Annotated in this window: 24 protein-coding genes and 1 riboswitch; of the genes, 18 read left to right on the top strand and 6 right to left on the bottom strand. The window is 72.5% G+C overall.

What is annotated here, in order from left to right:
• Positions 1 to 2 precede the first annotated feature (2 nt).
• Positions 3 to 311, top strand: coding sequence for a hypothetical protein (locus ACZ3KP_RS00800; protein WP_046730013.1), 309 nt, complete (start codon positions 3 to 5; stop codon positions 309 to 311).
• A 358-nt stretch (positions 312 to 669) separates the two neighbouring features.
• Positions 670 to 854: riboswitch (cyclic di-AMP (ydaO/yuaA leader) on the top strand.
• 3 nt (positions 855 to 857) lie between these two features.
• Positions 858 to 1,331, top strand: a complete 474-nt coding sequence (locus ACZ3KP_RS00795; protein ID WP_132887856.1) for a C40 family peptidase — start codon at positions 858 to 860, stop codon at positions 1,329 to 1,331.
• 33 nt (positions 1,332 to 1,364) lie between these two features.
• Here the strand turns inward: ACZ3KP_RS00795 and ACZ3KP_RS00790 are convergent, their stop codons facing one another.
• The gene (locus ACZ3KP_RS00790; protein WP_467495223.1) at positions 1,365 to 1,823 is read right to left on the bottom strand and encodes an ATP-binding protein; all 459 of its coding nucleotides are present in this window, start codon (positions 1,821 to 1,823) and stop codon (positions 1,365 to 1,367) included.
• 233 nt (positions 1,824 to 2,056) lie between these two features.
• Here ACZ3KP_RS00790 and ACZ3KP_RS00785 point away from each other — a divergent pair, with 233 nt between their 5' ends.
• Positions 2,057 to 2,917: a helix-turn-helix domain-containing protein gene (locus tag ACZ3KP_RS00785; protein ID WP_467495221.1), complete on the top strand. Its 861-nt coding sequence runs from the start codon at positions 2,057 to 2,059 to the stop codon at positions 2,915 to 2,917.
• Positions 2,918 to 2,926: 9 nt separating this feature from the next.
• Positions 2,927 to 3,154, top strand: coding sequence for a DUF397 domain-containing protein (locus ACZ3KP_RS00780; RefSeq protein ID WP_467495219.1), 228 nt, complete (start codon positions 2,927 to 2,929; stop codon positions 3,152 to 3,154).
• Between the two features lie 59 nt (positions 3,155 to 3,213).
• Here ACZ3KP_RS00780 and ACZ3KP_RS00775 read toward each other — a convergent pair whose 3' ends face one another.
• Positions 3,214 to 4,341: an 8-amino-7-oxononanoate synthase gene (locus ACZ3KP_RS00775; RefSeq protein ID WP_467495217.1), complete on the bottom strand. Its 1,128-nt coding sequence runs from the start codon at positions 4,339 to 4,341 to the stop codon at positions 3,214 to 3,216.
• A gap of 147 nt (positions 4,342 to 4,488) precedes the next feature.
• Between ACZ3KP_RS00775 and bioB the strand changes: the two genes are divergently transcribed.
• Genes bioB through bioD form a run of 3 tightly spaced genes read left to right on the top strand, consistent with a single transcriptional unit; the run spans position 4,489 to position 7,686 of the window.
• Positions 4,489 to 5,694 carry a biotin synthase BioB gene (gene bioB / locus ACZ3KP_RS00770; RefSeq protein ID WP_467495215.1) on the top strand — a complete coding sequence of 402 codons (1,206 nt, stop codon included), beginning with the start codon at positions 4,489 to 4,491 and terminating at the stop codon, positions 5,692 to 5,694.
• A complete protein-coding gene (locus ACZ3KP_RS00765) occupies positions 5,687 to 6,967 on the top strand; it encodes an adenosylmethionine--8-amino-7-oxononanoate transaminase (protein ID WP_467495213.1) in 1,281 nt (426 codons plus the stop codon). Before bioB ends, ACZ3KP_RS00765 begins: the two co-directional genes overlap by 8 nt.
• Positions 6,968 to 6,969: 2 nt before the next feature.
• Complete coding sequence (gene bioD / locus ACZ3KP_RS00760) at positions 6,970 to 7,686, top strand: dethiobiotin synthase (RefSeq protein WP_467496728.1); 717 nt, start codon at positions 6,970 to 6,972, stop codon at positions 7,684 to 7,686.
• A 61-nt stretch (positions 7,687 to 7,747) separates the two neighbouring features.
• Here the strand turns inward: bioD and ACZ3KP_RS00755 are convergent, their stop codons facing one another.
• Positions 7,748 to 9,919 carry a helix-turn-helix transcriptional regulator gene (locus ACZ3KP_RS00755; protein ID WP_467496726.1) on the bottom strand — a complete coding sequence of 724 codons (2,172 nt, stop codon included), beginning with the start codon at positions 9,917 to 9,919 and terminating at the stop codon, positions 7,748 to 7,750.
• A gap of 119 nt (positions 9,920 to 10,038) precedes the next feature.
• Between ACZ3KP_RS00755 and ACZ3KP_RS00750 the strand changes: the two genes are divergently transcribed.
• Together ACZ3KP_RS00750 and ACZ3KP_RS00745 are read left to right on the top strand one after the other, a co-directional pair.
• A complete protein-coding gene (locus ACZ3KP_RS00750) occupies positions 10,039 to 10,725 on the top strand; it encodes an esterase/lipase family protein (protein ID WP_358979720.1) in 687 nt (228 codons plus the stop codon).
• Between the two features lie 84 nt (positions 10,726 to 10,809).
• Positions 10,810 to 11,499, top strand: a complete 690-nt coding sequence (locus tag ACZ3KP_RS00745) for a class I SAM-dependent methyltransferase (RefSeq protein ID WP_467495211.1) — start codon at positions 10,810 to 10,812, stop codon at positions 11,497 to 11,499.
• A gap of 15 nt (positions 11,500 to 11,514) precedes the next feature.
• On the opposite strand, the gene ACZ3KP_RS00740 is transcribed toward ACZ3KP_RS00745, so the two are convergent.
• Together ACZ3KP_RS00740 and ACZ3KP_RS00735 are read right to left on the bottom strand one after the other, a co-directional pair.
• Positions 11,515 to 11,889 carry a fic family toxin-antitoxin system, toxin component gene (locus ACZ3KP_RS00740; protein ID WP_132887845.1) on the bottom strand — a complete coding sequence of 125 codons (375 nt, stop codon included), beginning with the start codon at positions 11,887 to 11,889 and terminating at the stop codon, positions 11,515 to 11,517.
• Between the two features lie 4 nt (positions 11,890 to 11,893).
• The gene (locus ACZ3KP_RS00735; protein ID WP_467495209.1) at positions 11,894 to 12,145 is read right to left on the bottom strand and encodes a toxin-antitoxin system HicB family antitoxin; all 252 of its coding nucleotides are present in this window, start codon (positions 12,143 to 12,145) and stop codon (positions 11,894 to 11,896) included.
• 128 nt (positions 12,146 to 12,273) lie between these two features.
• Between ACZ3KP_RS00735 and ACZ3KP_RS00730 the strand changes: the two genes are divergently transcribed.
• The 9 genes from ACZ3KP_RS00730 (at position 12,274) to mug (ending at position 21,915) form a co-directional block, all read left to right on the top strand.
• On the top strand, positions 12,274 to 13,047 hold the full coding sequence (locus tag ACZ3KP_RS00730) for an ABC transporter ATP-binding protein (protein WP_467495207.1): 774 nt from the start codon (positions 12,274 to 12,276) through the stop codon (positions 13,045 to 13,047).
• A 4-nt stretch (positions 13,048 to 13,051) separates the two neighbouring features.
• On the top strand, positions 13,052 to 15,619 hold the full coding sequence (locus tag ACZ3KP_RS00725; RefSeq protein WP_467495205.1) for an ABC transporter permease: 2,568 nt from the start codon (positions 13,052 to 13,054) through the stop codon (positions 15,617 to 15,619).
• 71 nt (positions 15,620 to 15,690) lie between these two features.
• A complete protein-coding gene (locus ACZ3KP_RS00720) occupies positions 15,691 to 16,125 on the top strand; it encodes a GNAT family N-acetyltransferase (RefSeq protein ID WP_467495203.1) in 435 nt (144 codons plus the stop codon).
• 154 nt (positions 16,126 to 16,279) lie between these two features.
• Positions 16,280 to 17,614 (top strand): hemolysin family protein, encoded by a 1,335-nt coding sequence (locus tag ACZ3KP_RS00715; RefSeq protein ID WP_467495201.1) that lies wholly within the window; start codon positions 16,280 to 16,282, stop codon positions 17,612 to 17,614.
• Positions 17,611 to 18,624: a hemolysin family protein gene (locus ACZ3KP_RS00710; RefSeq protein WP_467495199.1), complete on the top strand. Its 1,014-nt coding sequence runs from the start codon at positions 17,611 to 17,613 to the stop codon at positions 18,622 to 18,624. The genes ACZ3KP_RS00715 and ACZ3KP_RS00710 overlap by 4 nt, the downstream gene beginning before the upstream one ends.
• Before the next feature lie 79 nt (positions 18,625 to 18,703).
• The gene (locus tag ACZ3KP_RS00705; protein WP_467495197.1) at positions 18,704 to 19,486 is read left to right on the top strand and encodes an SGNH/GDSL hydrolase family protein; all 783 of its coding nucleotides are present in this window, start codon (positions 18,704 to 18,706) and stop codon (positions 19,484 to 19,486) included.
• Positions 19,487 to 19,496: 10 nt separating this feature from the next.
• Positions 19,497 to 19,841 (top strand): DUF4326 domain-containing protein, encoded by a 345-nt coding sequence (locus ACZ3KP_RS00700; protein ID WP_467495195.1) that lies wholly within the window; start codon positions 19,497 to 19,499, stop codon positions 19,839 to 19,841.
• 47 nt (positions 19,842 to 19,888) lie between these two features.
• Positions 19,889 to 21,361, top strand: coding sequence for an adenylosuccinate lyase (gene purB, locus ACZ3KP_RS00695; protein WP_361340125.1), 1,473 nt, complete (start codon positions 19,889 to 19,891; stop codon positions 21,359 to 21,361).
• Positions 21,362 to 21,426: 65 nt separating this feature from the next.
• The gene (gene mug, locus ACZ3KP_RS00690) at positions 21,427 to 21,915 is read left to right on the top strand and encodes a G/U mismatch-specific DNA glycosylase (protein ID WP_467495193.1); all 489 of its coding nucleotides are present in this window, start codon (positions 21,427 to 21,429) and stop codon (positions 21,913 to 21,915) included.
• On the opposite strand, the gene ACZ3KP_RS00685 is transcribed toward mug, so the two are convergent.
• Entirely contained in the window at positions 21,912 to 24,290 is a 2,379-nt protein-coding gene (locus ACZ3KP_RS00685; protein WP_467495191.1) for an Orn/Lys/Arg family decarboxylase, read from the bottom strand. The genes mug and ACZ3KP_RS00685 overlap by 4 nt on opposite strands.
• Positions 24,291 to 24,391: the final 101 nt, after the last annotated feature.

Genomic DNA, 24,391 nt, shown 5'->3' with positions numbered 1-24,391 from the left:
CGATGCTGCCACCGGAGCTGCCGCCGCTGCCCGCGCTGACCCGCGCGGAGGGTGAGCTGATCGACCGTTACCTGGACGTGGTCGACCTGCTGGGCCGCATCAACCCGGCGCAGAACGAGGACACCTACCGCGGTCTGCGCGCCGCGCAGGCGCTGGTGCGCGCGGCGTCCGAGCTGCGCGACGCGCTGGCCCTGATGCATCGACGGGGCGAGACGGAGCTGCACGGGGACACGCTGGCACGGGCGTTGCGGGTGCTCGACGGCGAGCGCCGGACCGCTCGCGTCGCACTCCCGCCCGACTGCGTACGGTGACCTCCGCAGGAGTCCGGTCCGATGTGTCGACGCCACGCCCGGGCCGGAGTTGAAACGACCCAAAGGGGTTACCGCCGTTCGGCGGAGTGTGGCGTGGTTTTACCTGACCGAAAAAGCCGCTCGACTCGCCTGCGCCAGGGTGGTCGTGGAGGGCTTCGGCGCAGGTCCGGGGCTACGCAGTGGAGTTGACGGATAATCGAACACAGGGTTGTCCACCCGAACGGGTGGGTGGTGAGTAACCCCACAAATCCCCGGTTCCGTTGGGATTTTCGGACACGAGTGCGTGAAGATCCCTGTCTGACGACAAGCCCCCGCCACCACGGCGGGGCGGTCCGGGCGGACGCCGAGTCCTGCCGCCGCCCGGATGACGTCGACAGCAGTGCATCGGCAGGAGTGGAGGACCCAAGCACGACGGGTCGCCGGAACGGTCACGCCATGACCGGACCGAGCAGCCCTTGGGGTGAAGCCGTGGCAACACGGCCGGGCAACTTCGCCAGCCCGAATCCGACAGGTCATCCTTCACAGGCGGCTGACGAAGGGTTGCGCATGACTGCGCTCAATCGGGTTCCGTCGCTCATGGCCCGGGCCGGTACGGCCTCGGCGCTGACGATCGCCGCCGTGGGCGGCTCGATCGTGATCCCTGGTGTCGCCTCCGACGCCTCGGCCGCCACGCTGGCGACGAAGGCACTGCAGGTCGCTGCCTCGAAAAAGGGCTCACCCTACCGGTGGGGCGCCACCGGACCGAACAGGTTCGACTGCTCCGGGCTCACGCTGTACTCGTTCAAGAAGGCGGGCAAGACCCTGCCGCGGACGGCGGCCCAGCAGTACAACAAGACCCGTCACATCTCGGCCGGCAGCCGCAAGGCCGGGGACCTGGTCTTCTTCCACTCGGGTTCCAGCGTGTACCACGTCGGCATCTACGCCGGGAAGGGAAAGATCTGGCACGCCCCGAAGACCGGGGACGTGGTGAAGCTCCAGAAGATCTGGACGAAGAGCGTCTGGTACGGCCGGGTCAGCTGACCCCGCCGCGCACCGGCCGGCGGGAGCTCAGGGCTACGGCTCCTGCTGGCCGGCCGCGGTGACGGGGTGGGCCGGAACCGTCCAGGGCAGTTCGACGAAGACCGTCTTGCCTCCCTCCCGGGTGGGGCGGACCCGGAGTCTGCCGCCGTACTCGGCGGTGAGCCAGCGGATGATGACCATGCCGCGGCCGTTGTCCTGCTGGACCGCGGCGGGAAGTCTCCTGGGGAAGCGCGGATGACTGTCCGTGACGCCGATGCGCAGGTGCTCGTCACGGTCGAGGACGAGGTCCAGCGTGAAGGTGGGCGACTGCCCGAAGGTGTGCTGCACGGCGTTGGTGGCGAGTTCGGAGACGATGAGGCGGATGGTGTCCGCCGTGTCCGTCTCCGGTGGCAGTCCCCACTCCGCGAGGGTGTCCAGCGCATACGCCCGGGCCGCGGCGACCGAGGCGGGTTCGCTCGGCAGGGTGACGGATGCTTCCAGGTGGTCTGCCATGGCGACGTCGTCCCTTTCCTCGGGACCGGAGTCCGACTTCCTCGGGACCGGAGTCCGGCACGGTGGGGATGGTTCGAGTACGGTCCCGGACTGGTACTTCTCCGCCAGACTGCCATTACGGGGCCGGTCACGGGGAGCGATCCACCAAGATGTGCATATATCTGTCGCTCGAAGCGGTGAACTCTGCGACACCGGACCGTATATGGGCGGCCAGATTGAGTAAGGAGTAGCCCATGCAGAACGGTCCCGCGGTACGCCGCCGGAAACTGGGCGCCGAACTGCGCACGCTGCGCACCGGCGCGGGTCTCACGAGCGGCGAGGCCGCCCGCCTGGTGGGCTGGCACCAGTCGAAAGTGAGCCGGATCGAGACCGGCGCCAGCGGTGTGAAACCGGCCGATGTGCGGTTACTCCTCGACGCCTACGGGGTGGCCGAGGGGCAACTGCGCGAGTTGCTGCTGGTATTGGCGGGGTCGGAGGACACCGCGGGACGACATCACTGGTGGCACGCCTACCGGGGGGTGCTGCCGCCCGCCTACCGGGATTTCATCAGCCTGGAGTCGCAGGCGGGCGCGATGCGCACGCTGGAGACCTCGGTGGTGCCGGGGCTGCTGCAGACCGCCGAGTACGCCCGCGCGGTGACCCGGGTGGCCGCCGACGGGCTCGACGACCAGGCCCTCGACGCCCTGGTGGAGGTGCGTCTGGCCAGGCAGGACGTGCTGCGGGGCGATCCGCCGCTGAAACTGAGCGCGGTCCTGGACGAAGCGGTGCTGCGGCGGGAGGTGGGCGGCCCGGGGGTGATGGCCCGCCAGCTGCGGCGGCTGACGGAGGCGGCCCGGTTGCCGCAGGTGCGGCTCCAGGTGCTGCCGTTCGCGGCGGGGGCGCATATCGGCATCACCGGTCCTTTCGTAATCTTCTCATTTCCGAGCACTTCTGATCTGGACGTGGTTGTTCTCGACCAGTTGACGAGTAGCCTTTACCTCGAACGGAAAGAAGACCTCCAGGCCTACGCGGAGGCCTTCAACACCCTTCAGATCCACGCCCTTTCACCCGAGGACTCGTTGGATTACATCGCCGGGATAGGTGACGGCGCGTAAGGAGGCACCATGACTGCACTGCCTCGGAACGTACCTTCAAGTACGGATCTGCGCGGTGTGCGATGGCTGCGCAGCAGCTACAGCACCGGAGCGAACAACTGCGTGGAGACGGCACGGCCGCACTCCGGCCCACCGGCCGGGCTGCTCGCCGTACGCGACTCCAAGCACCCCGCCGGGCCCGCGCTGCTCTTCTCCCCCGAGAGCTGGGCGGGTTTCGTGGCCACGTTCACCGGCTGATCAGCCGGTAACCGATTCCGTATCCGCATGCGCGCAAGGCCCGGCCGTGTCACGCCGACTCATGGTCGTGTCTCGCCGATCACACGTACAGCGCGTTCGATCTCGGCCCCGGAGAGGTCGGCACGGGCGGTCAGCCTGAGCCGTGAGACGCCGTCCGGCACGGAAGGCGGACGGAAACAGCCCACGGCCAGGCCTGCCGACCGGCAGTCGGCCGCCCACCGCACGGCCTCCTCCGGGGACGGGGCCCGCACGGAGACCACCGCGGCGTCCGGTCGTACCGCCGACAGGCCCGCGGCGGTCAGCCGTGCGTGCAGTTCGGCGGCCACCTCGCGCGCCCGGGCCGCGCGGGCGGGCTCGCGCCGCAGCAGCCTGAGGGCCGCCAGCGCCGCGCCCGCGGCCGCGGGCGCCAGACCGGTGTCGAAGATGAAGGTCCGCGCCGCGTTCACCAGGTGGTCGATCACCCGGGCAGGCCCCAGCACGGCCCCGCCCTGGCTGCCCAGCGACTTGGACAGGGTCACGGTGACCACCACGTCGTCGGCGCCTGCGAGACGGGCCGCGTACGGCGCGCCCCGCCCGCCGTCCCCGATGACCCCGAGTCCGTGGGCGTCGTCCACGAGCAGTCCGGCGCCGCGCTCCCGGCACGCCTCGGCCAGCGCGGCGAGCGGCGCCGCGTCGCCGTCGACCGAGAACACCGTGTCGGAGACGACCAGCGCGGGCCCCTCGCGCGTGCCGAGCGCCTTGCGCACGGCGTCCGGGTCGGCGTGCCCGACGACCTGGGTGGTCCCCCGCGCCAGCCGGCAGCCGTCGATCAGGGAGGCGTGGTTGAGGGCGTCGGAGACGATCAGGGAGCCGTGCGGGCCGAGCGCGGTGACGGCGGCGAGGTTGGCCGCGTAGCCCGAGGAGAAGACCAGGGCCGCCTCGAACCCGCAGAACCCGGCCAGCTCGCGCTCCAGCTCGGTGTGCAGCTCCGTCGTGCCGGTCACCAGCCGGGAGCCGGTGGAGCCACCGCCCCACGTCCGGGCGGCCTCGGCCGCGCCCTCGGCGACCTCGGGATGGTGGGCGAGGCCCAGGTAGTCGTTGCTCGCCAGGTCCAGCAGCGGTGAGTCGGCGGGACGGGGGCGCAGGGTCCGTACGAGTCCGGCGCGGCGGCGGAGTTCCGCCTGTTCGTCGATCCAGCCGAACGCCATGGCCCCTCCGGTGCTTTTGTAGGCAGTGGACAGACCCTAGCGGGACCGTCGGCCGCCCACTGTGTGGCGATACCCACATGTCGATCTGCCAGGGTTGTGCGAACTCTCCTTGGCCCGGAGCAGCCTCTTGGTACAGGATCGGCTCTCATGGACCTGCTGAACACGCTGGTGGACAAGGGGCTTCGGCGCGAGCTGCCGACCCGCGAGGAAGCGCTCGCCGTGCTGGCGACCTCCGACGACGACGTGCTGGACGTGGTGGCCGCGGCGGGCAAGGTGCGCCGGCAGTGGTTCGGCCGGCGCGTGAAACTCAACTACCTGGTCAACCTCAAGTCGGGCCTGTGCCCGGAGGACTGCTCGTACTGCTCGCAGCGCCTCGGCTCCTCGACCGGGATCCTGAAGTACAGCTGGCTCAAACCCGACGAGGCCTCCAAGGCGGCGGCCGCGGGCCTCGCCGGGGGCGCCAAGCGGGTGTGCCTGGTGGCCTCCGGGCGCGGTCCGACCGACCGGGACGTCGACCGGGTCGCCGGCACCATCAAGGCGATCAAGGAGCAGAACGAGGGCGTCGAGGTGTGCGCCTGCCTCGGACTGCTCTCCGACGGCCAGGCGGAGCGGCTGCGCGAGGCGGGCGCGGACGCCTACAACCACAACCTCAACACGTCCGAGGGGACGTACGGGGACATCACGACCACGCACACGTACGCCGACCGGGTGGACACCGTCAACAAGGCGCACGCGGCCGGCCTTTCGGCGTGCTCCGGGCTGATCGCCGGCATGGGCGAGACGGACGAGGACCTGGTCGACGTGGTCTTCTCGCTGCGCGAGCTGGACCCCGACTCGGTGCCGGTCAACTTCCTGATCCCGGTCGAGGGCACTCCGCTGGCCAAGGAGTGGAACCTCACCCCGCAGCGCTGTCTGCGCATCCTGGCGATGGTGCGGTTCGTCTGCCCCGACGTCGAGGTGCGCATCGCGGGCGGCCGTGAGGTGCATCTGCGCACCATGCAGCCGCTCGCCCTGCACCTGGCCAACTCGATCTTCCTCGGCGACTACCTGACCACCGAGGGCCAGGCCGGCCAGGCCGACCTGGAGATGATCGCGGACGCCGGGTTCGTGGTGGAGGGGTCCGAGGAGACGACGCTGCCCCGGCACCGGGCCGAGGCCAGGGACGCGGTCCCCGGGGCGCACGCGGGCGCCGGGTGCGGGGCGGACGCCGGGTGCGGGTCGGGGTGCGGTTCCCACGAGGGTTCCGGTTCCCACGCAGACGTGTGCGGTACCGCCGTCGCCAACGAGCCCCGCACCGACCTGGTCGCCGTCCGCCGCCGGGGGGCCGGAACGGACCTCGCGCCCAATGCCTGACCTGAGCCTGGGCGAGCTGCTGGAACTGGACCGGCGGCACGTCTGGCATCCGTACGGTCCGATGCCCGGCCGGGCCGAACCGCTCGTCGTGGAGTCGGCGAGCGGGGTCCGGCTGCGGCTCGCGGACGGCTCGGGTGAACTGGTCGACGGCATGTCGTCCTGGTGGTCGGCGATCCACGGCTACAACCACCCCGTGCTCAACGAGGCCGCGCGCGACCAGCTCGGCCGGATGAGCCATGTGATGTTCGGCGGGCTCACCCACGAGCCCGCCGTCCGGCTGGCGAAGCTCCTTGTCGACATGTCTCCCGACGGTCTCGAGCACGTCTTCCTGGCGGACTCCGGTTCGGTGTCCGTCGAGGTCGCGATCAAGATGTGCCTCCAGTACTGGCGTTCCCTCGGCCGTCCGGCGAAGCAGCGCCTGCTGACCTGGCGCGGCGGCTACCACGGCGACACCTGGCAGCCGATGTCCGTGTGCGACCCCGAGGGCGGGATGCACGAGCTGTGGTCCGGGGTACTGCCCCGCCAGCTCTTCGCCGACGCGCCCCCGGCGGAGTACGACGAGCGGTACGCCGACCGGCTGCGGTCGATGGTCGAACGGCACGCGCACGAACTGGCCGCGGTGATCGTGGAGCCGGTGGTCCAAGGGGCGGGCGGGATGCGGTTCCACTCCCCCGCCTACCTGCGGGTGCTGCGCGAGGTGTGCGACGCGCACGACGTGCTGCTGGTGTTCGACGAGATCGCGACCGGCTTCGGACGCACGGGGGCGCTGTTCGCGGCGGACCACGCGGCCGTCACGCCGGACGTGATGTGCGTGGGCAAGGCGCTGACCGGCGGCTACCTGACCATGGCGGCCACGCTGTGCACGTCCCGGGTGGCCGAGGGGATCTCGCGGGGCGAGGTGCCGGTACTGGCCCACGGGCCGACGTTCATGGGGAACCCGCTCGCCGCTTCCGTGGCCTGCGCCTCGCTCGGGCTGCTGCTGGGGCAGGACTGGCTCACGGAGGTCAAGCGGATCGAGTCGGGCCTGCGGGAGGGGCTCGCGCCGGCCCAGGACCTGCCCGGGGTCAGGGACGTCCGGGTCCTCGGCGCCATCGGGGTCGTCCAGCTCGACCACGACGTCGACATGAAGGCCGCGACGGCGGCCGCGGTGCGCGCGGGCGTATGGCTGCGCCCCTTCCGCGACCTGGTCTACACGATGCCGCCGTACGTCACCGGTGACGCGGACGTGGCACGGATCGCGCGCGCGGTGTGTGCCGCGGCGCGGGAGGGATGAACATGCCGATCCTGGTGATCACGGGGACGGGCACGGAGGTCGGCAAGACCGTCACCACGGCGGCGGTCGCCGCCGCGGCGGTCGCGGCCGGCCGCTCGGTGGCGGTCCTGAAGGCCGCGCAGACCGGGGTACGACCGGACGAGCGCGGGGACGCCGACGAGGTCGCGCGGCTCGCGGGCGCCGTGACGGCGGCCGAAGTCGCCCGTTTCCCCGAGCCGTTGGCGCCGGGGACGGCGGCCAGGCGGGCGGGGCTGCCCCCGGTGCGCCCGCAGGACGTGGCGGAGGCGGCCGCCAGACTGGCCGCCGAGCACAATCTGGTACTGGTCGAGGGGGCGGGCGGGCTGCTCGTCCGGTTCGACGAGGCCGGCGGCACGCTGGCGGACGTGGCCCGGCTGCTGAACGCGCCGGTGCTCGTGGTGGCGTCGGCCGGTCTCGGCACCCTCAACACCACCGAGCTGACGGCCCGTGAACTGCAGGCGCGTGAGCTGGAGTTGCTGGGCGTGGTGATCGGCAGCTGGCCGGACTCCCCGGATCTGGCCTCGCGGTGCAATGTGGCCGATCTGCCGGACGTGGCGGGGGTGCCGCTGCTCGGCGCCCTGCCCGCTGGGGCCGGGGCGTTGGCCCCCGCCGACTTCCGTGCGGTGGCGCCGAGTTGGCTGTCGCCCCGCCTGGACGGCAGCTGGGACGCCGAGGCATTCCGGGCACGGGAGGCAGTGTAGGAGGGGGGCCGCGGGTCGGGTGCGGCGCCATCGTGGCTTGCCCGGATCGCGGAACCGCCGCCTACGGCGACTCTCCGAGCAGCCGGACCAGTTCGATGCGCGACCGGATGCCCAGCCGGGCGAAGACGCCTCGCAGATGGTGGTCGATGGTGCGCGGGCTGAGGTTGAGGCGGTCGCCGATCTCCCGGTTGGTGGCGCCGTCCGCCGCCATCCGGGCGACCGTCAGCTGCTGCGCGGTGAGGACGGCCGCCGGGTCGGCGCCGGAGTTCGGGGTGGACGGCGTTCCCAGGGCGCGCAGTTCCGCGCGGGCCTGGGCGGCGCAGTGCGGGGCGCCGAAGGACTCGAAGGCCTCCAGGGCGCTGTGCAGCCGGTCCCTGGCCTCGGCGCGCTGCCGGGTCCGGCGCAGCGCACCGGCGAACAGCAGCTCGGTGCGGGCGCGTTCGAAGTCACGCGTACCGCGGGCGTGCAGGTCGAGCGCGGCGCGGTAGTGCGGGACCGCCTCGGCGCCGGGGGCGAGCAGGGCCCGGCAGCGGGCGCTGAGCGCGAGGTCGTCGGGGCTGCGGACGGCCGTGGCCCACCGGTGGTAGTCGGCGTGCGCGGCACGGGCCACCCGGGTGTCGCCGGTGCGGACGGCGGCCTCGACGTAGTGCGGGGTGGCCAGGTGCCGGATCGCCCGGTGGCCGTGGCCGGGGCCGAAGCCCGCGAGGGCCCGCAGCCGGGCGGCCGCGGCGGGGAAGCGGCCGTGGGTCAGGTCGAGGAAGGCGAGGGCCCACTGGGCGAGGGCGGCGGCCAGGCCCAGCCCGTGGGCCACGGCGTACGACCGGACGGCCGCCGCGCGCTCCCGGCAGGCCTCCTCGTCGCCCCTGACCGCGGCGAACATGGCGAGGGCGGCCCGGAGATGGCAGGCGCCGTTGTCCTGCCCGGTGGCGTGGGCCAGGGCGAGGGCCTCCTGGGCGGCGGCCTCGGCGGACCGGGTACGGCCGGTCCAGAAGTCGGCGTAGACGCGGAACTCCATGGCCTGCACGACGGTCCCCGGGGTGCCGCGGGCCCGGGCCGAGGCGGCGGCGCGGAGGGTGGCGGCGACGGCCCGGGTGGGGTCGCCGAGCAGCAGGGCGGCGATGCCGGAGTGGATCAGCAGGCCGGGGTCGCCGCCGGGCCCGCTGCCTCCCGCGGTGCCCTTCAGCAAGACCCGGGCCTCGTCGTAGCGGCCCGCGACTGCGGCGGCGAGTCCGGCGAGGATGCCGGACGGTGCCAGTCCCAGCCAGTGGGCCACGGCCTGGGCCTCGTGGCAGCGTCCGAGGTCGCCGGTGTACACGGCGGCCTCGGTGGCGAGGGCGAGCAGGGCCGCGGCATCAGCGGAACGTTCCTGCCGGACGGCGGCGGTGAGCAGGGCGTCGAAGGCCTCGGCGGCGTTGCCCGCTCTGAGGGCGAGGACTCCGCCCAGGGCGGGGTTGTCGGTGCGGGCGGCGAGCCGTCTCGCCCGGTCGGGTTCGCCACAGCGCCAGGCGTCGGCGGCGGCCGCGGCGAGCAGCCTGGCCTCCACGACCGGGTCCGGGCTGAGTTCGGCGGCGCGTTCGGCGAGGGCGCGGGCGAGCGCGGGTCTGCCCTCGGCGCGGGCCCGGTCGGCGGCCAGGCGCAGTTCCGCGGCGAGCCGGGCGCTGGGGCCGAGCGCGGCGGCGCCCCGGTGCCAGGTGCGGCGGGTCGTCTCCGCCTTGCCGCCCAGCACCCGGGCGAGCAGCTGGTGGGCCGCGCGCCGGTCGGCCGGTGAGGCGGTCTCGTAGGCGGCGATCCGGGTCCAGGCGTCGCGGAAGGACACCCCGCCGGCGCCGGCGTGCGCGATCCCGGCGGTCTCGGCGGCCTCCAGCGGGCGGGTGTCGACCCGGACGGCGGTGACCGCGCGCAGGAAGGCGTGGGTGGTGACCGGGTACTGGTCGGCGGCCGCGAGGAGCAGCAGCGACCGGGTGTCGTCCGGCAGGGCGCGGATCTCCCGGCGCAGGATGCCCAGCAACCGCGGTGCCAGTTCGGCCGGTTCGACGGGCAGCGGGTCGGCTCCCGCGGCCTGACGTTCGGTGAGGCGTGGCACGAGTTCGGCCACGGCGCGCTGGTCCTCGTACACGACGCGCCGTACCCGGGCGCGTACGCCCTCGGGGAGCGCCGAAGCCGGGCCCGGCCCCGCGTCGGTGGTCCCCGGTGGCGAAGTGCGGTCCAGAGGTGGGGGGTTCACCGGTATCACCACACGAATGACGTTACTGGCGAGTTAGTTGACTCGTAAAGACTGGCGACTTCGCCGATGCGGCGCGCGTAGACCCGTCCCGACACTCCTGACCAACCCCACCCGTTTCAGGAGGCATCATGCAACGCGCCAAGCGTCGCATCGCAACGGCTCTGTCGGCGATAGCCGGTTCGCTCCTTCTGTCACTCCCCCTGGCCGCGACTCCCGCGCAGGCGGCGAGCCACGACCCGATCGTGTTCGTGCACGGTCTGAGCGGCGACTCCAGCAGCTGGAACGACTGGATCGCCGACTTCGAGGCGGACGGCTACTCGTCCTCCGAGTTGTATGCGATCTCGTACGACTGGACGAAGTCGAACGTCACCACCGCCTCCACGCTGGCGACGTACATCCAGTCCGTCCTCTCCAAAACCGGCGCCTCGAAGGTCGACCTGGTGGTGCACTCCATGGGTGCGCTCAACAGCCGCTACTACCTGAAGAACCTCGGCGGGACCTCGTACGTGGACCACTTCGTGTCGGTCGCCGGGGTGAACCACGGGACGAGCATCGCCTCGCTGTGCGGGTGGCTCTACACGTCCTGCAAGGAGATGCAGACCGGCAGCTCCTTCCTGACCGCCCTGAACTCCGGTGACGAGACACCGGGCAGCGTCTCCTACGCGGCGTACTGGTCGGACTGCGACGCGGCCGTCGTCCCGAACTCCTCGGCGGAGCTGAGCGGGGCGACCAACGTGGACGTCGGGTGCATCTCGCACACCGACATGAACAACGACCACGGCGTGTACGAGCAGGTGCGGGCCTTCATCTCCTGAGCCGCCGCGGGCAGCGGGGGGTGCGACGGGCTCCTTCGGGGGACAATCACCGTAGACCTGCTTCCTTCCGTCCGGGAGGTCGTCATGCGGCTGATGTCCGCCAGTGCCGGGACACCGGTGCGCGATCCCGTCCACCACCCGCTGTTCGCCCGTGTCTACGCCCGGTGCAGTGTGAGCGCCGAGACCCGCCTGGGGATGGCCGCGATCCGGGAGCGATTGCTGTCGGGGCTGTCCGGGCGGGTGATCGAGATCGGCGCGGGCAACGGGCTGAACTTCGCGAAGTACCCGGGTTCGGTGGCGGAGGTGGTCGCGATCGAACCGGAGCGCGCCCTGCGGCTGTTGGCGGTTCGGGCCGCCGTGCGCGCCGAGGTGCCGGTGGACGTGGTGCCGGGCGCGGCGGAGGCACTGCCGGTCAAGAGCGAGGCCTTCGACGCGGCGGTGCTGTCGCTGGTGCTGTGCAGCGTCCGGGACGTGCCGCGGGCGCTCGCGGAGGTACGGCGGGTGCTGCGGCCGGGCGGGGAGCTGCGGTTCTTCGAGCACGGGCGGGGTGGCGGCCCGGCGATGCGGTTCACCCAGCGGGCCCTGGACCGGACGGTGTGGCCGATGCTGGCCGGCGGCTGCCGGCTGTCCCGCGAGCCGGTCGCCGCCCTGCGCGCCGCCGGGTTCGAACTCGGCCCGTACCGGCGGCTGTCGGTGCCGGAGACCGGGCCGCGGCTGCCGTCCTCGTACTGCGTGCTGGGGGTCGCGCGGCGCCCTCCGGAGCCCGGGGCGTGAGAACCGCTCAGCCGCTCACAGGCTCCAGCTGCGCAGTTCCTCGGCGATGTCGGCGACGCTCGCTCCGCCGGTCTTGACCAGCCGGGCCAGGTCGCGGACCTGCTCCGGCGAGGTGGCGATCTTCAGGCCGCTGGCGACCAGGTAGGCGTACGCGACCGAGGACGCGAACAGGGCGTTCGAGCGCTCCAGCGCCGGGACGTGGATGAGGAGTTGCAGCAGGGCCGCGGCGCGGGCGTGCGGGGTGTCGTAGACGGGGACGTCGAATATCTCGGCCTGGTGCCGGGCCACGGCCGCGATCAGTGCACCCCAGTCGGTGACCTGCGGGTCACCGGGGGTCTTCTGCTCGGCGAGCATGAGGAGCCAGGCGAGGTCGATGGTCAGGTCGCTCAAGGGATCAGTGACGGCCTTCGGTCTTGTCAGAGGTGTCGGTACCGTGCGTCTCGCCGAACTCCTCGGCGAAGACGGACTCGTACTGCTTCATGAAGTCGGCGGCGGCCTCGACGAAGGTCCGGCCCGCTTCACCCGTGTCCTGCATGACCAGTTCCTCTATGTAGCGGTTGACACTCATGCCGCGCGCGAGGGCGCGTTCGCGGGCCGCCCTGGCGGTGCCCTCGTCCACCCGCACGTTCAGCTGGGTCTTAGCCATACCTCGAAGCTAGCGCCGGAACGCTAGCAACGGCAAGCGCGCATCGGGACCGAAATGTGATATCGCCAGTGCGGCGGGTCACACTACGCTCGCCCCGGGCAAAGAGGTCGCGACCGGGGGAGGCAGACTTGTCCACAGCAGTTGCGAAGGCGCCCGCGGCCGACGGGATCGCGGCGCGCGCACGCGGACTGACCAAGGCGTACGGGGCGGGTGAGACGGCCGTGCTCGCGCTGGACTCGGTGGACGTGGACATCGCGCGCGGCCGTTTCACCGCGGTGATGGGCCCGTCGGGCTCGGGCAAGTCCACCCTGATGCACTGCCTGGCGGGGCTGGACAGCGTGTCGGCCGGTCAGGTGTGGCTGGGCGGCACCGAGATAACGGGGCTGAAGGACCGCGAGCTGACGCGGCTGCGCCGGGACCGGATCGGGTTCATGTTCCAGTCGTTCAACCTGATCCCGACGCTCGACGCGGCCGAGAACATCACCCTGCCCATGGACATCGCGGGCCGCAAGCCCGACCAGGAGTGGCTGGACCAGGTCATCGACACGCTCGGGCTGCGGGACCGGCTCAAACACCGGCCGGCCCAGCTCTCCGGCGGTCAGCAGCAGCGGGTGGCCTGTGCCCGGGCGCTGGCCTCCCGCCCGGAGCTGATCTTCGCCGACGAGCCCACGGGCAACCTGGACTCCCGGGCGGGCCTGGAGGTGCTGGGGTTCCTGCGGGAGGCGGTCGACCGGCTCGGTCAGACGGTCGTGATGGTCACCCACGACCCGAGCGCCGCCGCCCACTCCGACCTGGTGCTCTTCCTCGCGGACGGCCGTCTGGTGGACCGGATCGAGAGTCCCACCGCGCAGGCAGTGCTGGAGCGGATGCGGCTGTTCTCCCCGCGGCCCGAAAAGGAGTGAGCCGGTGCTCAAGGCAACCCTGCGCAGCTTCCTCGCCCACAAGGGGCGGCTGCTGCTGTCCGCGCTGGCCATCGTCCTGTCCGTGGCGTTCGTCGCGGGCAGCCTGATCTTCTCCGACACCGTCACGCGCACCTTCGACCGGCTGTTCGCCTCCACCTCCGCCGACGTGTCCGTGCGGCCGAAGGAGGACCTCAAGTCGTCGGTGCCGACAGGGGCCGTCCAGACCGTGCCCGCCGCGCTGGCGCACCGGGTGGCCGAGGTCGACGGGGTCGCCGCGGCGCACGCGGACGTGTCGGTGCAGAACATCGTGGTCGTCGACCGGCACAACAGGTCGGTCGGCCCCACGACCGGCGCCCCGACCATCGCCACCGACTGGTTCCTCACCCACCGCAGTCCCGTGAGACTCACCTCCGGGCACGCCCCGCGGGGCGCGGGGCAGGCCCTCCTCGACGCGGACACCGCCGACCGCAAGCACGTCCGCATCGGCGACACCCTGACCGTGCAGGCGCGGCCGGGCAGCTTCGAGGTCGAGATCGTCGGCATCGCCACCTTCACCACCACCAACCCCGGTGCCGCCCTCGTCTACCTGGACCCGGCGGTCGCGGCCAGGGAACTGCTGGGCTCCTCCGGCCGGGCCACCAGCATCTCGGTGGACGCGGCGAAGGGCGTGCCGGACGCCGTGCTCAAACAGCGGATCGGCGCGGCGATCGGCACCGGGACGTACGACCTGAAGACCGCCGACGAGCAGGCGAAGTCCTCGGCGGCGGACCTCGGCGGCTTCCTCGACGTCATCAAGTACGTGATGCTCGGGTTCGCCGGGATCGCGACCCTGGTCGGCGTGTTCCTGATCGTCAACACCTTCTCCATGCTGATCGCCCAGCGCACCCGGGAGCTGGGCCTGTTGCGCGCGCTGGGCGCGGACCGGCGGCAGGTACGCCGGTCGGTGCTCACCGAGGCCGCGCTGCTCGGGCTGGTCGGCTCGACGCTGGGGCTCGGAGCCGGGATCGGTCTGGCGTTCGGACTGATCGGGCTGATGACCGCGTTCGGTATGAACCTCAAGGCCACCGAGATGGTCATCGGCTGGGCCACACCGGTCGCCTCGTACGTCGTGGGCGTCGGGGTCACCTTCGTCGCCGCGTATCTGCCCGCCCGGCGCGCGGCCGCCGTGTCGCCGATGGCGGCGCTCGCGGACGCCGAGATCGCCGGGGTGGGCAAGCCGTTGAAGGCGCGGGCGGTCGTGGGCTCGGTCGTCGGGGCGCTCGGGGCGGCCGCCCTCGCGGGCTGTGCGGCGGCCACCAGGACCGCCTCCGCCGCCTCGCTGCTCGGTCTCGGCGTCGTCCTCACCCTGATCGCGACGGTCATCGCCGGACCGCTGCTGGTCCGGCCCGTGATCCGGGTCCTCGGCGCGGCCTTCCCCGCGCTGTTCGGCCCGGTGGGCCGGATGAGCCAGCGCAACGCCCTGCGCAACCCGCGCCGGACCGGCGCCACCGCCGCCGCGCTGATGGTGGGCCTCGCCCTGGTCGGCGGGATGTCGGTGGCCAGCGCCTCCATGTCCAGGTCGTTCGACCAGCAGATCGACAAGACGCTGGGTGCCGACTTCGTGATCCAGAACGGCAACTTCCTGCCGTTCACCAAGGAGATCACCGACAAGGTCCGCGGTACCGAGGGCGTGGGCCTCGTCGTGCGGCAGCGGTTCGCGCCGGTGGCGGTCCGGCTGCCGGACGGCAAGCGGGTCACCACCACCGCCGCCGGGTACGACCCGGGGGTCGATCGGGTCGCCCATGTCGTCTACCGGGGCGGCGACACCGCGGCGGCGCTGGCCGACGGCGGTCTCGGCATGGACGTCGGCTTCGCCGAGGACCACGGGGTCCGGCTGGGCAGTGAGCTCCACGTCGAGTTCCCGGGCGGCAGGACCACCGAGCTGCGGGTCGGTGCCCTCACCGACCAGGACGGCGGCAGTGGCTTCGGGACCCAGGGCGGGCTGTTCTTCGGCATCGCCACCGTGGAGAAGTACGTCCCCGACGGCCAGGACTCGTCGCTGTACGTGAACCGGACCGCCGGCACGAGCGCGGACCGGCTCCGCGCGAACCTGGAGCGGGCCCTCGCCCCGTTCCCGCAGGTGCAGGTCCGCGACCAGGCCGACTACAAGAAGCTGGTCCACGACCAGATCTCCGTGCTGCTCTACCTGGTGTACGCCCTGCTCGGCCTCGCGATCGTGATCGCGGTGCTCGGCGTGGTCAACACCCTCGCCCTCTCCGTGGTGGAACGCACCCGGGAGATCGGGCTGCTGCGCGCGATCGGACTGGCCCGGCGGCAGTTGCGCCGGATGATCCGGCTGGAGTCGGTGGTGATCGCGGTGTTCGGCGCCGTTCTGGGGCTGGCGCTCGGCCTGGTGTGGGGCGTGTGCACGCAGCGGGTGCTGGCGCTGCAGGGCATGAAGGCGCTGGCCGTCCCGTGGGGCACGATCGTCGCGGTCGTGATCGGCTCGGCGGTCGTGGGCATCGTGGCCGCGCTGCTGCCGGCGCTGCGCGCGTCCCGCATGAACGTGCTCGCCGCCATCGCGCACGACTGAGGCGCCCCGGCGGGTGCGTCCGCATACTGGAATTGCCGGGCGCGCGAGGACCGCGGTGGTGGGATCGGCGCATGACCGATCTGCGCATACGGGCCGCCGCGCCCGACGACCTGGACGCCGTGCTCGCCTTCTGGAAGACGGCGGCCGAGGGCACGAGCATCAGCGATGACCGTGCCGGGGCGGACCGCCTGGTCGCCCGGGACCCCGGGGCACTGCTCCTCGCCGAACTCGACGGCGAACTGGTGGGGACGGTGATCGCGGGCTTCGACGGCTGGCGCTGCCACCTGTACCGACTGGCGGTGCATCCGGGGCGGCGCCGCCGGGGTGTCGGCTCGGCGCTGCTGGCGGCCGCCGAGGAACGCTTCGTACGGCTCGGCGGGCGGCGCGGGGACGCCATGGTGCTGGTGCGCAACGAGACCGCCCACCATGCCTGGCGCGCGGCTGGGTACGCGCCCGAGGAGAGGTGGCGTCGGTGGGTGAAGCCGCTGGCCGAGGCCACCGAGTGAAACGCTTTGCCGATCCTTTACTCTTGAGGGGTCGTCCCGTTTCTCCATGAAAGGTGCGTGAGCGTCCGCCCATGGGCGAGCCTCCCAGTGCGCAGCGCCGGCAACACCGCGCGGTCCCGTCCCCCCTGTCCGATCCTGGGACGGAGGTGACCCGATGACCGAAGTGCTCCTCCTGCTGGTGGCGATCCTGCTGTCACTCGCCTGCGGTGCCTTCGTCGCGGCCGAGTTCTCGCTGACCACGGTCGAGCGCGGCGAGCTGGAGCGTGCCGTGGAGCGCGGCGAACGCGGAGCCGCGGGCGCCCTCAAGGCCGTACGGAACCTGACATTCCAGCTTTCCGGGGCACAGCTCGGCATCACGGTCACCAATCTGGTGGTCGGCATGCTCGCCGAGCCCTCGATCGCCAAACTGCTGGCCGGTCCCCTGGAGGCGATCGGCGTCCCGGCCTCGGCGGCGAGCTCGGTCGCACTGGTGATCGGCACCGCGCTGTCCACGGTGTTCCTGATGGTCGTCGGCGAGCTGGTGCCCAAGAACTGGGCGATCTCCTCGCCGCTGTCCGTCGCGAAGCGGGTGGGCAACGCCCAGCGCTGGTTCAGTGCGGCCTTCCGGCCCTTCATCACCCATCTGAACAACACCGCGAACCGGGTGGTCCGGCGCTTCGGCGTGGAGCCGGCCGAGGAGCTGGCCTCCGCGCGCGGGCCCCAGGAGCTGGCGGCGCTGGCCCGGCACTCCGCCAGGCAGGGCGCGCTGGAGCCGGACACCGCCGAGCTGTTCGTGCGCACGCTGAACCTCGCCGACCTCACCGCCGAGAACGTGATGACCCCGCGCGTCCAGGTGGTCGCCCTGGAGGTCCGGGCGACCTGCGAGGACGTGGCGAACGCGACCCGCGCGACCGGCCTGTCCCGGTTCCCGGTCTACCGGGACACCCTGGACGCGGTCGTCGGCACCGCCCACATCAAGGACGTCCTGGCACTGCCCGCCGAGGAGCGGGCCCGGGTCCAGGTCGACCAGGTGATGCGCGAACCCCTGCTGGTCCCCGAGTCCCTCACCGTCGACCGTCTCCTGGACCGCCTCGGCGGCCGGCGCACCATGGCCGTCGTCATCGACGAGTACGGCGGTACGGCCGGTGTCGCGACCCTGGAGGACATCGTCGAGGAGGTCGTCGGCGAGGTCCGCGACGAGCACGACCCGCACGAGACCCCCGATCTCGCCCCCGCGGGCGCCGACGACCAGGGCCGCGCCCTGTACTCGGCGGACGGCGCGGCCCGCATGGACCAGCTCACGCGCGTGGGCCTGAAGGCGCCCGAGGGGCCCTACGAGACGCTGGCCGGTCTCGTCGCGGCCCAGCTCGGCCGGATACCCGAGACCGGGGACAGTGTGGAGGTCGCCGGCTGGCGGCTGGACGTGGTGGACGCGGCGGGGCGACGGGCGTCCCGGGTGCTGCTGCACGCGCCGCTGGACGACGAGACGGAGCAGGGGGCCGGGCGATGACCGCCGTACAGCTGTTGATCGGTCTGGCGACCCTGGTGGTGAACGCCTTCTTCGTCGGCGCCGAGTTCGCGTTGATCTCCGTGCGCCGCTCCCAGATCGAGCCGTACGCCGAGGCGGGCGACCGGCGGGCCAAGAGCGTGCTGTGGGGTCTGGAGCACGTCTCCGCCCTCCTGGCCGCCGCCCAGCTCGGCATCACGCTGTGCACGCTGGTACTGGGCGTGGTCGCGGAACCGGCGATCGCGCATCTGCTCGAGCCGGTGTTCCACGCGGTCGGCGTGCCCCCGGGCGCGGGCCACGTGGTGTCCTTCGTGATCGCGCTGGCCCTGGCGACCTATCTGCACATGCTGCTCGGCGAGATGGTGCCGAAGAACGTGGCACTGGCCGAGCCGGTGCGCAGCGCGCTGCTGCTCGGCCCGCCGCTGGTGGCCCTGTCGCGGGCGCTGCGACCGGTGATCTTCACGATCAACGCGTTCGCCAACACCCTGCTCAAGCTGCTCCGCGTGGAGACCAAGGACGAGGTCTCGGCGACCTTCACGGACGCCGAACTCGCCGAGATCGTCAAGGACGCCAGCGAGGCGGGCCTGATCGACGACCGGGCGCAGGAGCGGCTGCACGACGCCCTGGAACTGGGCCGTCGGCCCGTACGGGACGTGGTCGTACCGCTGGAACGCGTCGTGTACGCGCGCGTGGGCGTCACCCCGGTGGAGCTGGAGCGGCTGTCGGCCGAGTCGGGGTTCTCCCGCTTCCCCGTGGTCGACGAGGTGCGGAGGATCGTCGGCTATCTGCACGTCAAGGACGCACTGGACGCCCCGTCGCAGGACGTGCCGTTCCGGCTGCGGGACATGCGGCCCATCGCACGGGTGCGCGAGAACACACCGCTGGACGACGTGCTCACCGCGATGCGCGGCAGCCGCACCCATCTGGCGGGCGTGCTCGGCGACGACGGGCGGATGGCGGGCCTGGTGACCATGGAGGACGTGCTGCGGGAGCTGTTCGGCCAGCACGCGTGAGCCGGCGCCGGACCGGACCGACTGACTGACTGACCGACCGACCGACGGGTATGGGCCTCGGGATACCATTTCTGTCGCCATGCAGACGAACCCTGTGCCTCCCGCACACTCCAGCCTGGTCGCGGTCGGCGACTCCTTCACCGAGGGCATGTCGGACCTGCTGCCCGACGGCTCCTACCGGGGCTGGGCCGATGTGCTCGCCACCCGGATGGCCGCCAAGACCCCCGGCTTCCGCTACGCCAACCTCGCCGTGCGCGGCAAGCTGATCGCGCAGATCGTCGCGGAGCAGGTGGACGTGGCGGTCGCGATGCGGCCCGACGTGATCACCCTGGTCGGCGGCCTCAACGACACCCTCCGCCCCAAGTGCGACATGGCCCGGGTCCGGGATCTGCTCACCGAGGCGGTGGAGCGGCTGGCACCGGCCTGCGAACAGCTGGTGCTGATGCGCAGCCCGGGCCGCCAGGGCCCGGTCCTCGATCGGTTCCGGCCGCGCATGGAGGAGCTGTTCGCCTGCGTGGACGAACTGGCCGAGCGGCACGGCGCCCTCGTGGTCGACCTGTACGGCGCGCCCTCCCTGGCCGACCCCCGGCTGTGGGACGTGGACCGCCTGCACCTGACGGCCGAGGGGCACCGCAGGGTCGCCGAGGCGGTCTGGCAGACCCTCGGCTACGACCCCGAGGACACCGAATGGCGTACGCCGATACCGGCCTCCGCGCCGCCCGGCTGGGTCGCGCGCCGGGTCGCGGACGTCCGCTTCACCCGGCAGCACCTGCTGCCGTGGATAGGCCGCAGGCTCTCCGGCCGCTCCTCCGGTGACGGCCGCGTGCCGAAGCGGCCGGAGCTGCTGCCGTTCGAGGCGTAGCGTCGGTCCTGTGCGCACGCGGGTGATCAGTGTCAGGGGCCGGATCCACGAGTTCGGCCCCCGGCTCGAGGACGCCCCCGCGGACGTCGTCCACGTCGGCCGCCGCTGGAGCATGGGCGGCTGGGATCTGCCCGGCCACCCGCTCCGCAACCCCTTCGCCTACGACACCCCGAAGCGGAAGCGGGACGGCACCCGCGCCGAGGTGATGGCGATGTACCGGGCCCATCTGCTGGAGCGGCCCGAACTGCTGGAACTCGTGGCGGAACTGCGCGGGAAGACGCTGGCGTGCTGGTGCGCGCCGGAGCAGTGCCACGCGGACGTGCTGGCGGAACTCGCCGACCTGCCCCAGCCGTGACGTGGCTCTCGTAGCTTCGCACGACCGGGGCCGTGGCGCTGGCCTGCATGAATCGACCAGTAGAATCCGTACACGTGACCTCTGCCGCAGCCGCCAAGCCCCGCATCCCGAACGTCCTCGCCGGACGCTACGCCTCCGCCGAGCTCGCCACGCTCTGGTCGCCCGAGCAGAAGGTGAAGCTGGAGCGGCAGCTCTGGCTCGCCGTGCTGCGGGCCCAGAAGGACCTCGGCATCGAGGTGCCGGACGAGGCGATCGCCGACTACGAGCGAGTCCTCGACACCGTCGACCTGGCCTCGATCGCCGAGCGCGAGAAGGTCACCCGGCACGACGTGAAGGCGCGGATCGAGGAGTTCAACGACCTCGCCGGGCACGAGCACGTGCACAAGGGCATGACCTCCCGCGACCTCACCGAGAACGTCGAGCAGCTGCAGATCCGGCTCTCGCTGGAGTTGGTGCGCGACCGTACGGTGGCCGTCCTGGCGCGGCTGGGCAGGCTGGCCGGCGAGTACGCCGAGCTGGTGATGGCCGGCCGCTCCCACAACGTCGCCGCGCAGGCCACCACCCTCGGCAAGCGCTTCGCGACCGCCGCCGACGAACTGCTCGTGGCGTACGGCCGGGTCGAGGAGCTGCTCGGCCGCTACCCGCTGCGCGGCATCAAGGGCCCGGTCGGCACCGCCCAGGACATGCTGGACCTGCTCGGCGGGGACGCGGCGAAGCTGGCGGAGCTGGAGGACCGGATCGCCCGGCACCTGGGCTTCTCGCAGGCGTTCACGTCCGTCGGCCAGGTCTACCCGCGCTCCCTCGACTACGAGGTGGTGACCGCGCTGGTGCAGCTGGCGGCGGCCCCCTCCTCGCTCGCGAAGACGATCCGCCTGATGGCCGGGCACGAGCTGGTCACCGAGGGCTTCAAGCCGGGCCAGGTCGGCTCCTCCGCGATGCCGCACAAGATGAACACGCGGTCCTGCGAGCGCGTCAACGGCCTGATGGTGATCCTGCGCGGCTATGCCTCGATGACCGGTGAGCTGGCGGGCGACCAGTGGAACGAGGGCGACGTGTCCTGCTCGGTGGTGCGCCGGGTGGCCCTGCCGGACGCCTTCTTCGCGCTCGACGGCCTCCTGGAGACCTTCCTGACGGTCCTCGACGAGTTCGGGGCGTTCCCCGCCGTCATCGCGCGCGAGCTGGACCGCTACCTCCCGTTCCTCGCCACCACCAAGGTGCTGATGGGCGCGGTGCGGGCGGGGGTCGGCCGAGAGGTGGCCCACGAGGCGATCAAGGAGAACGCGGTCGCCACCGCGCTCGCGATGCGCGAGCAGGGCGCCGAGCGCAACGACCTGCTCGACAAGCTGGCCGCCGACGAGCGGCTGCCGCTCGACCGTGAGCGGCTGGCGGCCCTGATGGCGGACAAGCTGTCCTTCACCGGCGCGGCGGCCGCCCAGGTCGGTGTCGTCGTCGGCCGCGTCGAGGAGATCGTCAAGCAGCACCCGGAGGCCGCGGGTTACGCCCCCGGGGCGATCCTCTGACCGGCCGTTCCCCCCGCTTCACCGCGGCCGAGCTGGAGGCCGCCCGCGACCGGCTCGTCCCGGACGTGATCGCGGACGGTCTCCAGGTGCTGTTCTGCGGCATCAACCCGGGCCTGATGACGGCGGCCACCGGCCACCACTTCGCCCGTCCCGGCAATCGCTTCTGGCCGGTGCTGCACCGTTCCGGTTTCACCCCGCGGCTGCTGAAGCCCGCGGAACAGGGTGAGCTGCTGTCGTACGGGCTCGGCATCACGAACGTGGTGGCGCGGGCCACCGCGCGCGCCGACGAGCTGACGGCCGAGGAGTACGTCGCGGGCGGGCAACTGCTGACGGCGAAGGTGACGCGAACCCGCCCGCGCTGGCTGGCGGTGGTGGGTGTCACGGCCTACCGTGCGGCCTTCGCCGACCGCGGGGCCCGGGTGGGCCCGCAGGAGCGGACGATCGGGGACACGCGCCTGTGGGTGCTGCCGAACCCCAGCGGGCTGAACGCCCACTGGACCGCGGCGACGATGGCGGAGGAGTTCGCGCGGCTGCGGGACGCGGCACAGGACTAGGGTCCCTCGGGTGACAGGCACTCGATCAGGTAGTCGCCCGTGTCCTCGTCCAGGGTCACGCCGTGGGTCTCGCTGCGGAAGCCGGGGAAACGGCGGTCGAAGGACTCCAGGGCGGTGAGGTAGCGCAGCAGCGGGCCGTCGGGGGAGCCGGTCGACTCGCCGGGCATCAGGACCGGGATGCCCGGCGGGGTGACCGTCACCATGGCGGCGGCCACCCGGTCCGCCGCCTGCGAGATCCGGACCCGCTCGGTACCGCCGCGCACCAGCCGCTCGTAACAGTGCCGCGGTGCCGCCACGGGCTGCGGAAGCCGCTGGAACGCCGTGTCCAGCAGCTCCACCAGCCGTACCGAGCGCAACTGCTCGTGCATCTCCTGGCACAGCCCGCGCAGGGTCAGGCCCGCGTACCGGCGGGAGTGCGCGGCGGCGACCTCGGGCAGGACGCGCTCCAGCGGGACCTCGGCGTCGTAGAGGGCCTTGAAATCGGTCAGGGCGTCCAGCAGAGTGCCCCACTTGCCCTTGGTGATGCCCATGGAGAACAGGATCAGCGTGGTGTAGCTGTCGGTCTTCTCCACCACGATCTTCCGGGTGGCCAGATAGGCGGTGAGCACCCGCGCGGGGATGCCCTCCTCGGCCATCTCACCGGTGGCGTCGATCCCCGGGCAGGTCAGCGTGACCTTGACCGGGTCCAGCATGCAGTGCCCCTCGGTCAGCCCGGGGAAGCCGTGCCAGTCGGCGCCGGGCTCCAGCAGCCAGCAGGACTGGTGGGTGCGAAGCAGCTCCAGGGGTGCCTGTTCGAACGGCATCCGGTCGCCGGTCGCCGGGTCGGTGACCGTGTCCGGCTGCCACACCCCGAAGAACCACGGCGGCCGGTCCCCGGCGCTCTCGATCCGCCGCCCCAGGCGCACCGTCTCCTGGCGGAAGCGGATCGCCTCGGTCACCGCCTCGTCGATCAGCCACTCGCCCTGCGGGCCGTCCATCATCGCCGTCGCCACGTCGAGCGAGGCGATCATCGGGTAGAGGGGCGAGGTGGTGCCGTGCATCATCAGCGCCTCGTTGAACCGGTCGTGCTCCACCGGCGCCCGGGGCGCCGACCGGACGTGCACCATGGCGCTCTGCGAGAGCGCCGCCAGCAGCTTGTGCGTGGACTGGGTGGCGAACACGGTGGGTCGGTCCAGGCCGGGGAAGGACTCCTCGTCCACCGACATGCCGTACCGGCCCGCGTAGAGCGGGTGGAAGCGGGCGTACGCGAACCACGCCTCGTCGAAGTGCACCCGGGGCGTGCTGCCGGCGAACGCGCGGGCGGTGGGTACGGCGTCGTAACTGAGGCCGTCGTACGTGGAGTTGGTGAACACCGCGTACTGCGGGTGCGAGGACACCGCGCCGTCGGTGAGCGGGTGCGCGGCGATCCGGGCGGCCACCGCGTCCGCGGCGATCTCGGCCGGGGGCAGTGGCCCGGCCAGGCCGTAGCCGTTGCGGGTGGGGACCAGGAAGACCGGCCGGGCGCCGGAGACGACCAGGCCGTGCAGGACGGACTTGTGGCAGTTGCGGTCGACCAGCGCGATCTCGTCGCGGGTGACGCTGAAGTGGCCGACCAGGCGGTTGCACGTGGAGTCGCCGTGCAGCACGAAGTAGGTGAGGTCGGAGCCGAACACCCGGGCCGCGTTGCGCTCCGCCTCGCCGATCGGGCCGGTGTGCTCGAACAGCGAGCCCAGTTCCTCGACCGAGATCGACAGGTCGCTGCGCAGCAGCCGCTCGCCGAAGTAGTCGTGGAAGGCGCGTCCCGCGGGCGACTTGAGGAAGGCGACGCCGCCGGAGTGGGCCGGCGTGTGCCACGAGTACTCGTGGGCGTCGTCGAAGCGGCGCAACGCCCGGAAGAACGGCGGCAGTACGGACTCCCGGTAGGCGCGGGCGGCGGCGGTGACCCGGCCCGCGATGAAACCGGGGGTGTCCTCCAGCGGCCAGACGTACCCCACGACCGACTCGGACACCCACAGCGGCAGGTCCCAGGCCTGGTCGTCGGCCATCACCAGGAAGACCGGCAGGTCCCGGTACCGACGGCCGATCCGGCGCAGCACGGCGCCGCCGCCCGGGGTTCCGTCGAAGGTGGCGCCCGGCCGGACGAGCGCGCCGCGCGGCGCCGCGAGCGCGGTGCCGGGTCCGTCACCGGCGACGCACGGCAGGTCCCAGGCCACCACCGCCCCCGCCAGACCGGCCTCGGTGCGCAGCACCGCGTCCGCGTCCTGGGCGGTCACCGCCCAGCGGACCTCGAAGCCGCCCGCCTCGATCGCGTCCCGGATCTTCCGTAACTGCTCGGCCGCGGCGCCCTCGCTCCGCGGATGCTCCGGCACCGCGACCAGAATCCGACTGTCGGCCATGCGTCCCCCACCCTCCCCAGCGGCCCCCGCGACCGCCCCCACGCCCCAGTGTCCCGACGCCACCCCGCACGCCCCCACCCCGAACCGCCAAACCACCCTCG

Source organism: Streptomyces sp. NPDC020958, from assembly GCF_055562175.1.
The sequence above is the reverse complement of the archived record's forward strand: the minus strand, read 5'-3'. Positions and strand labels throughout refer to the sequence as shown.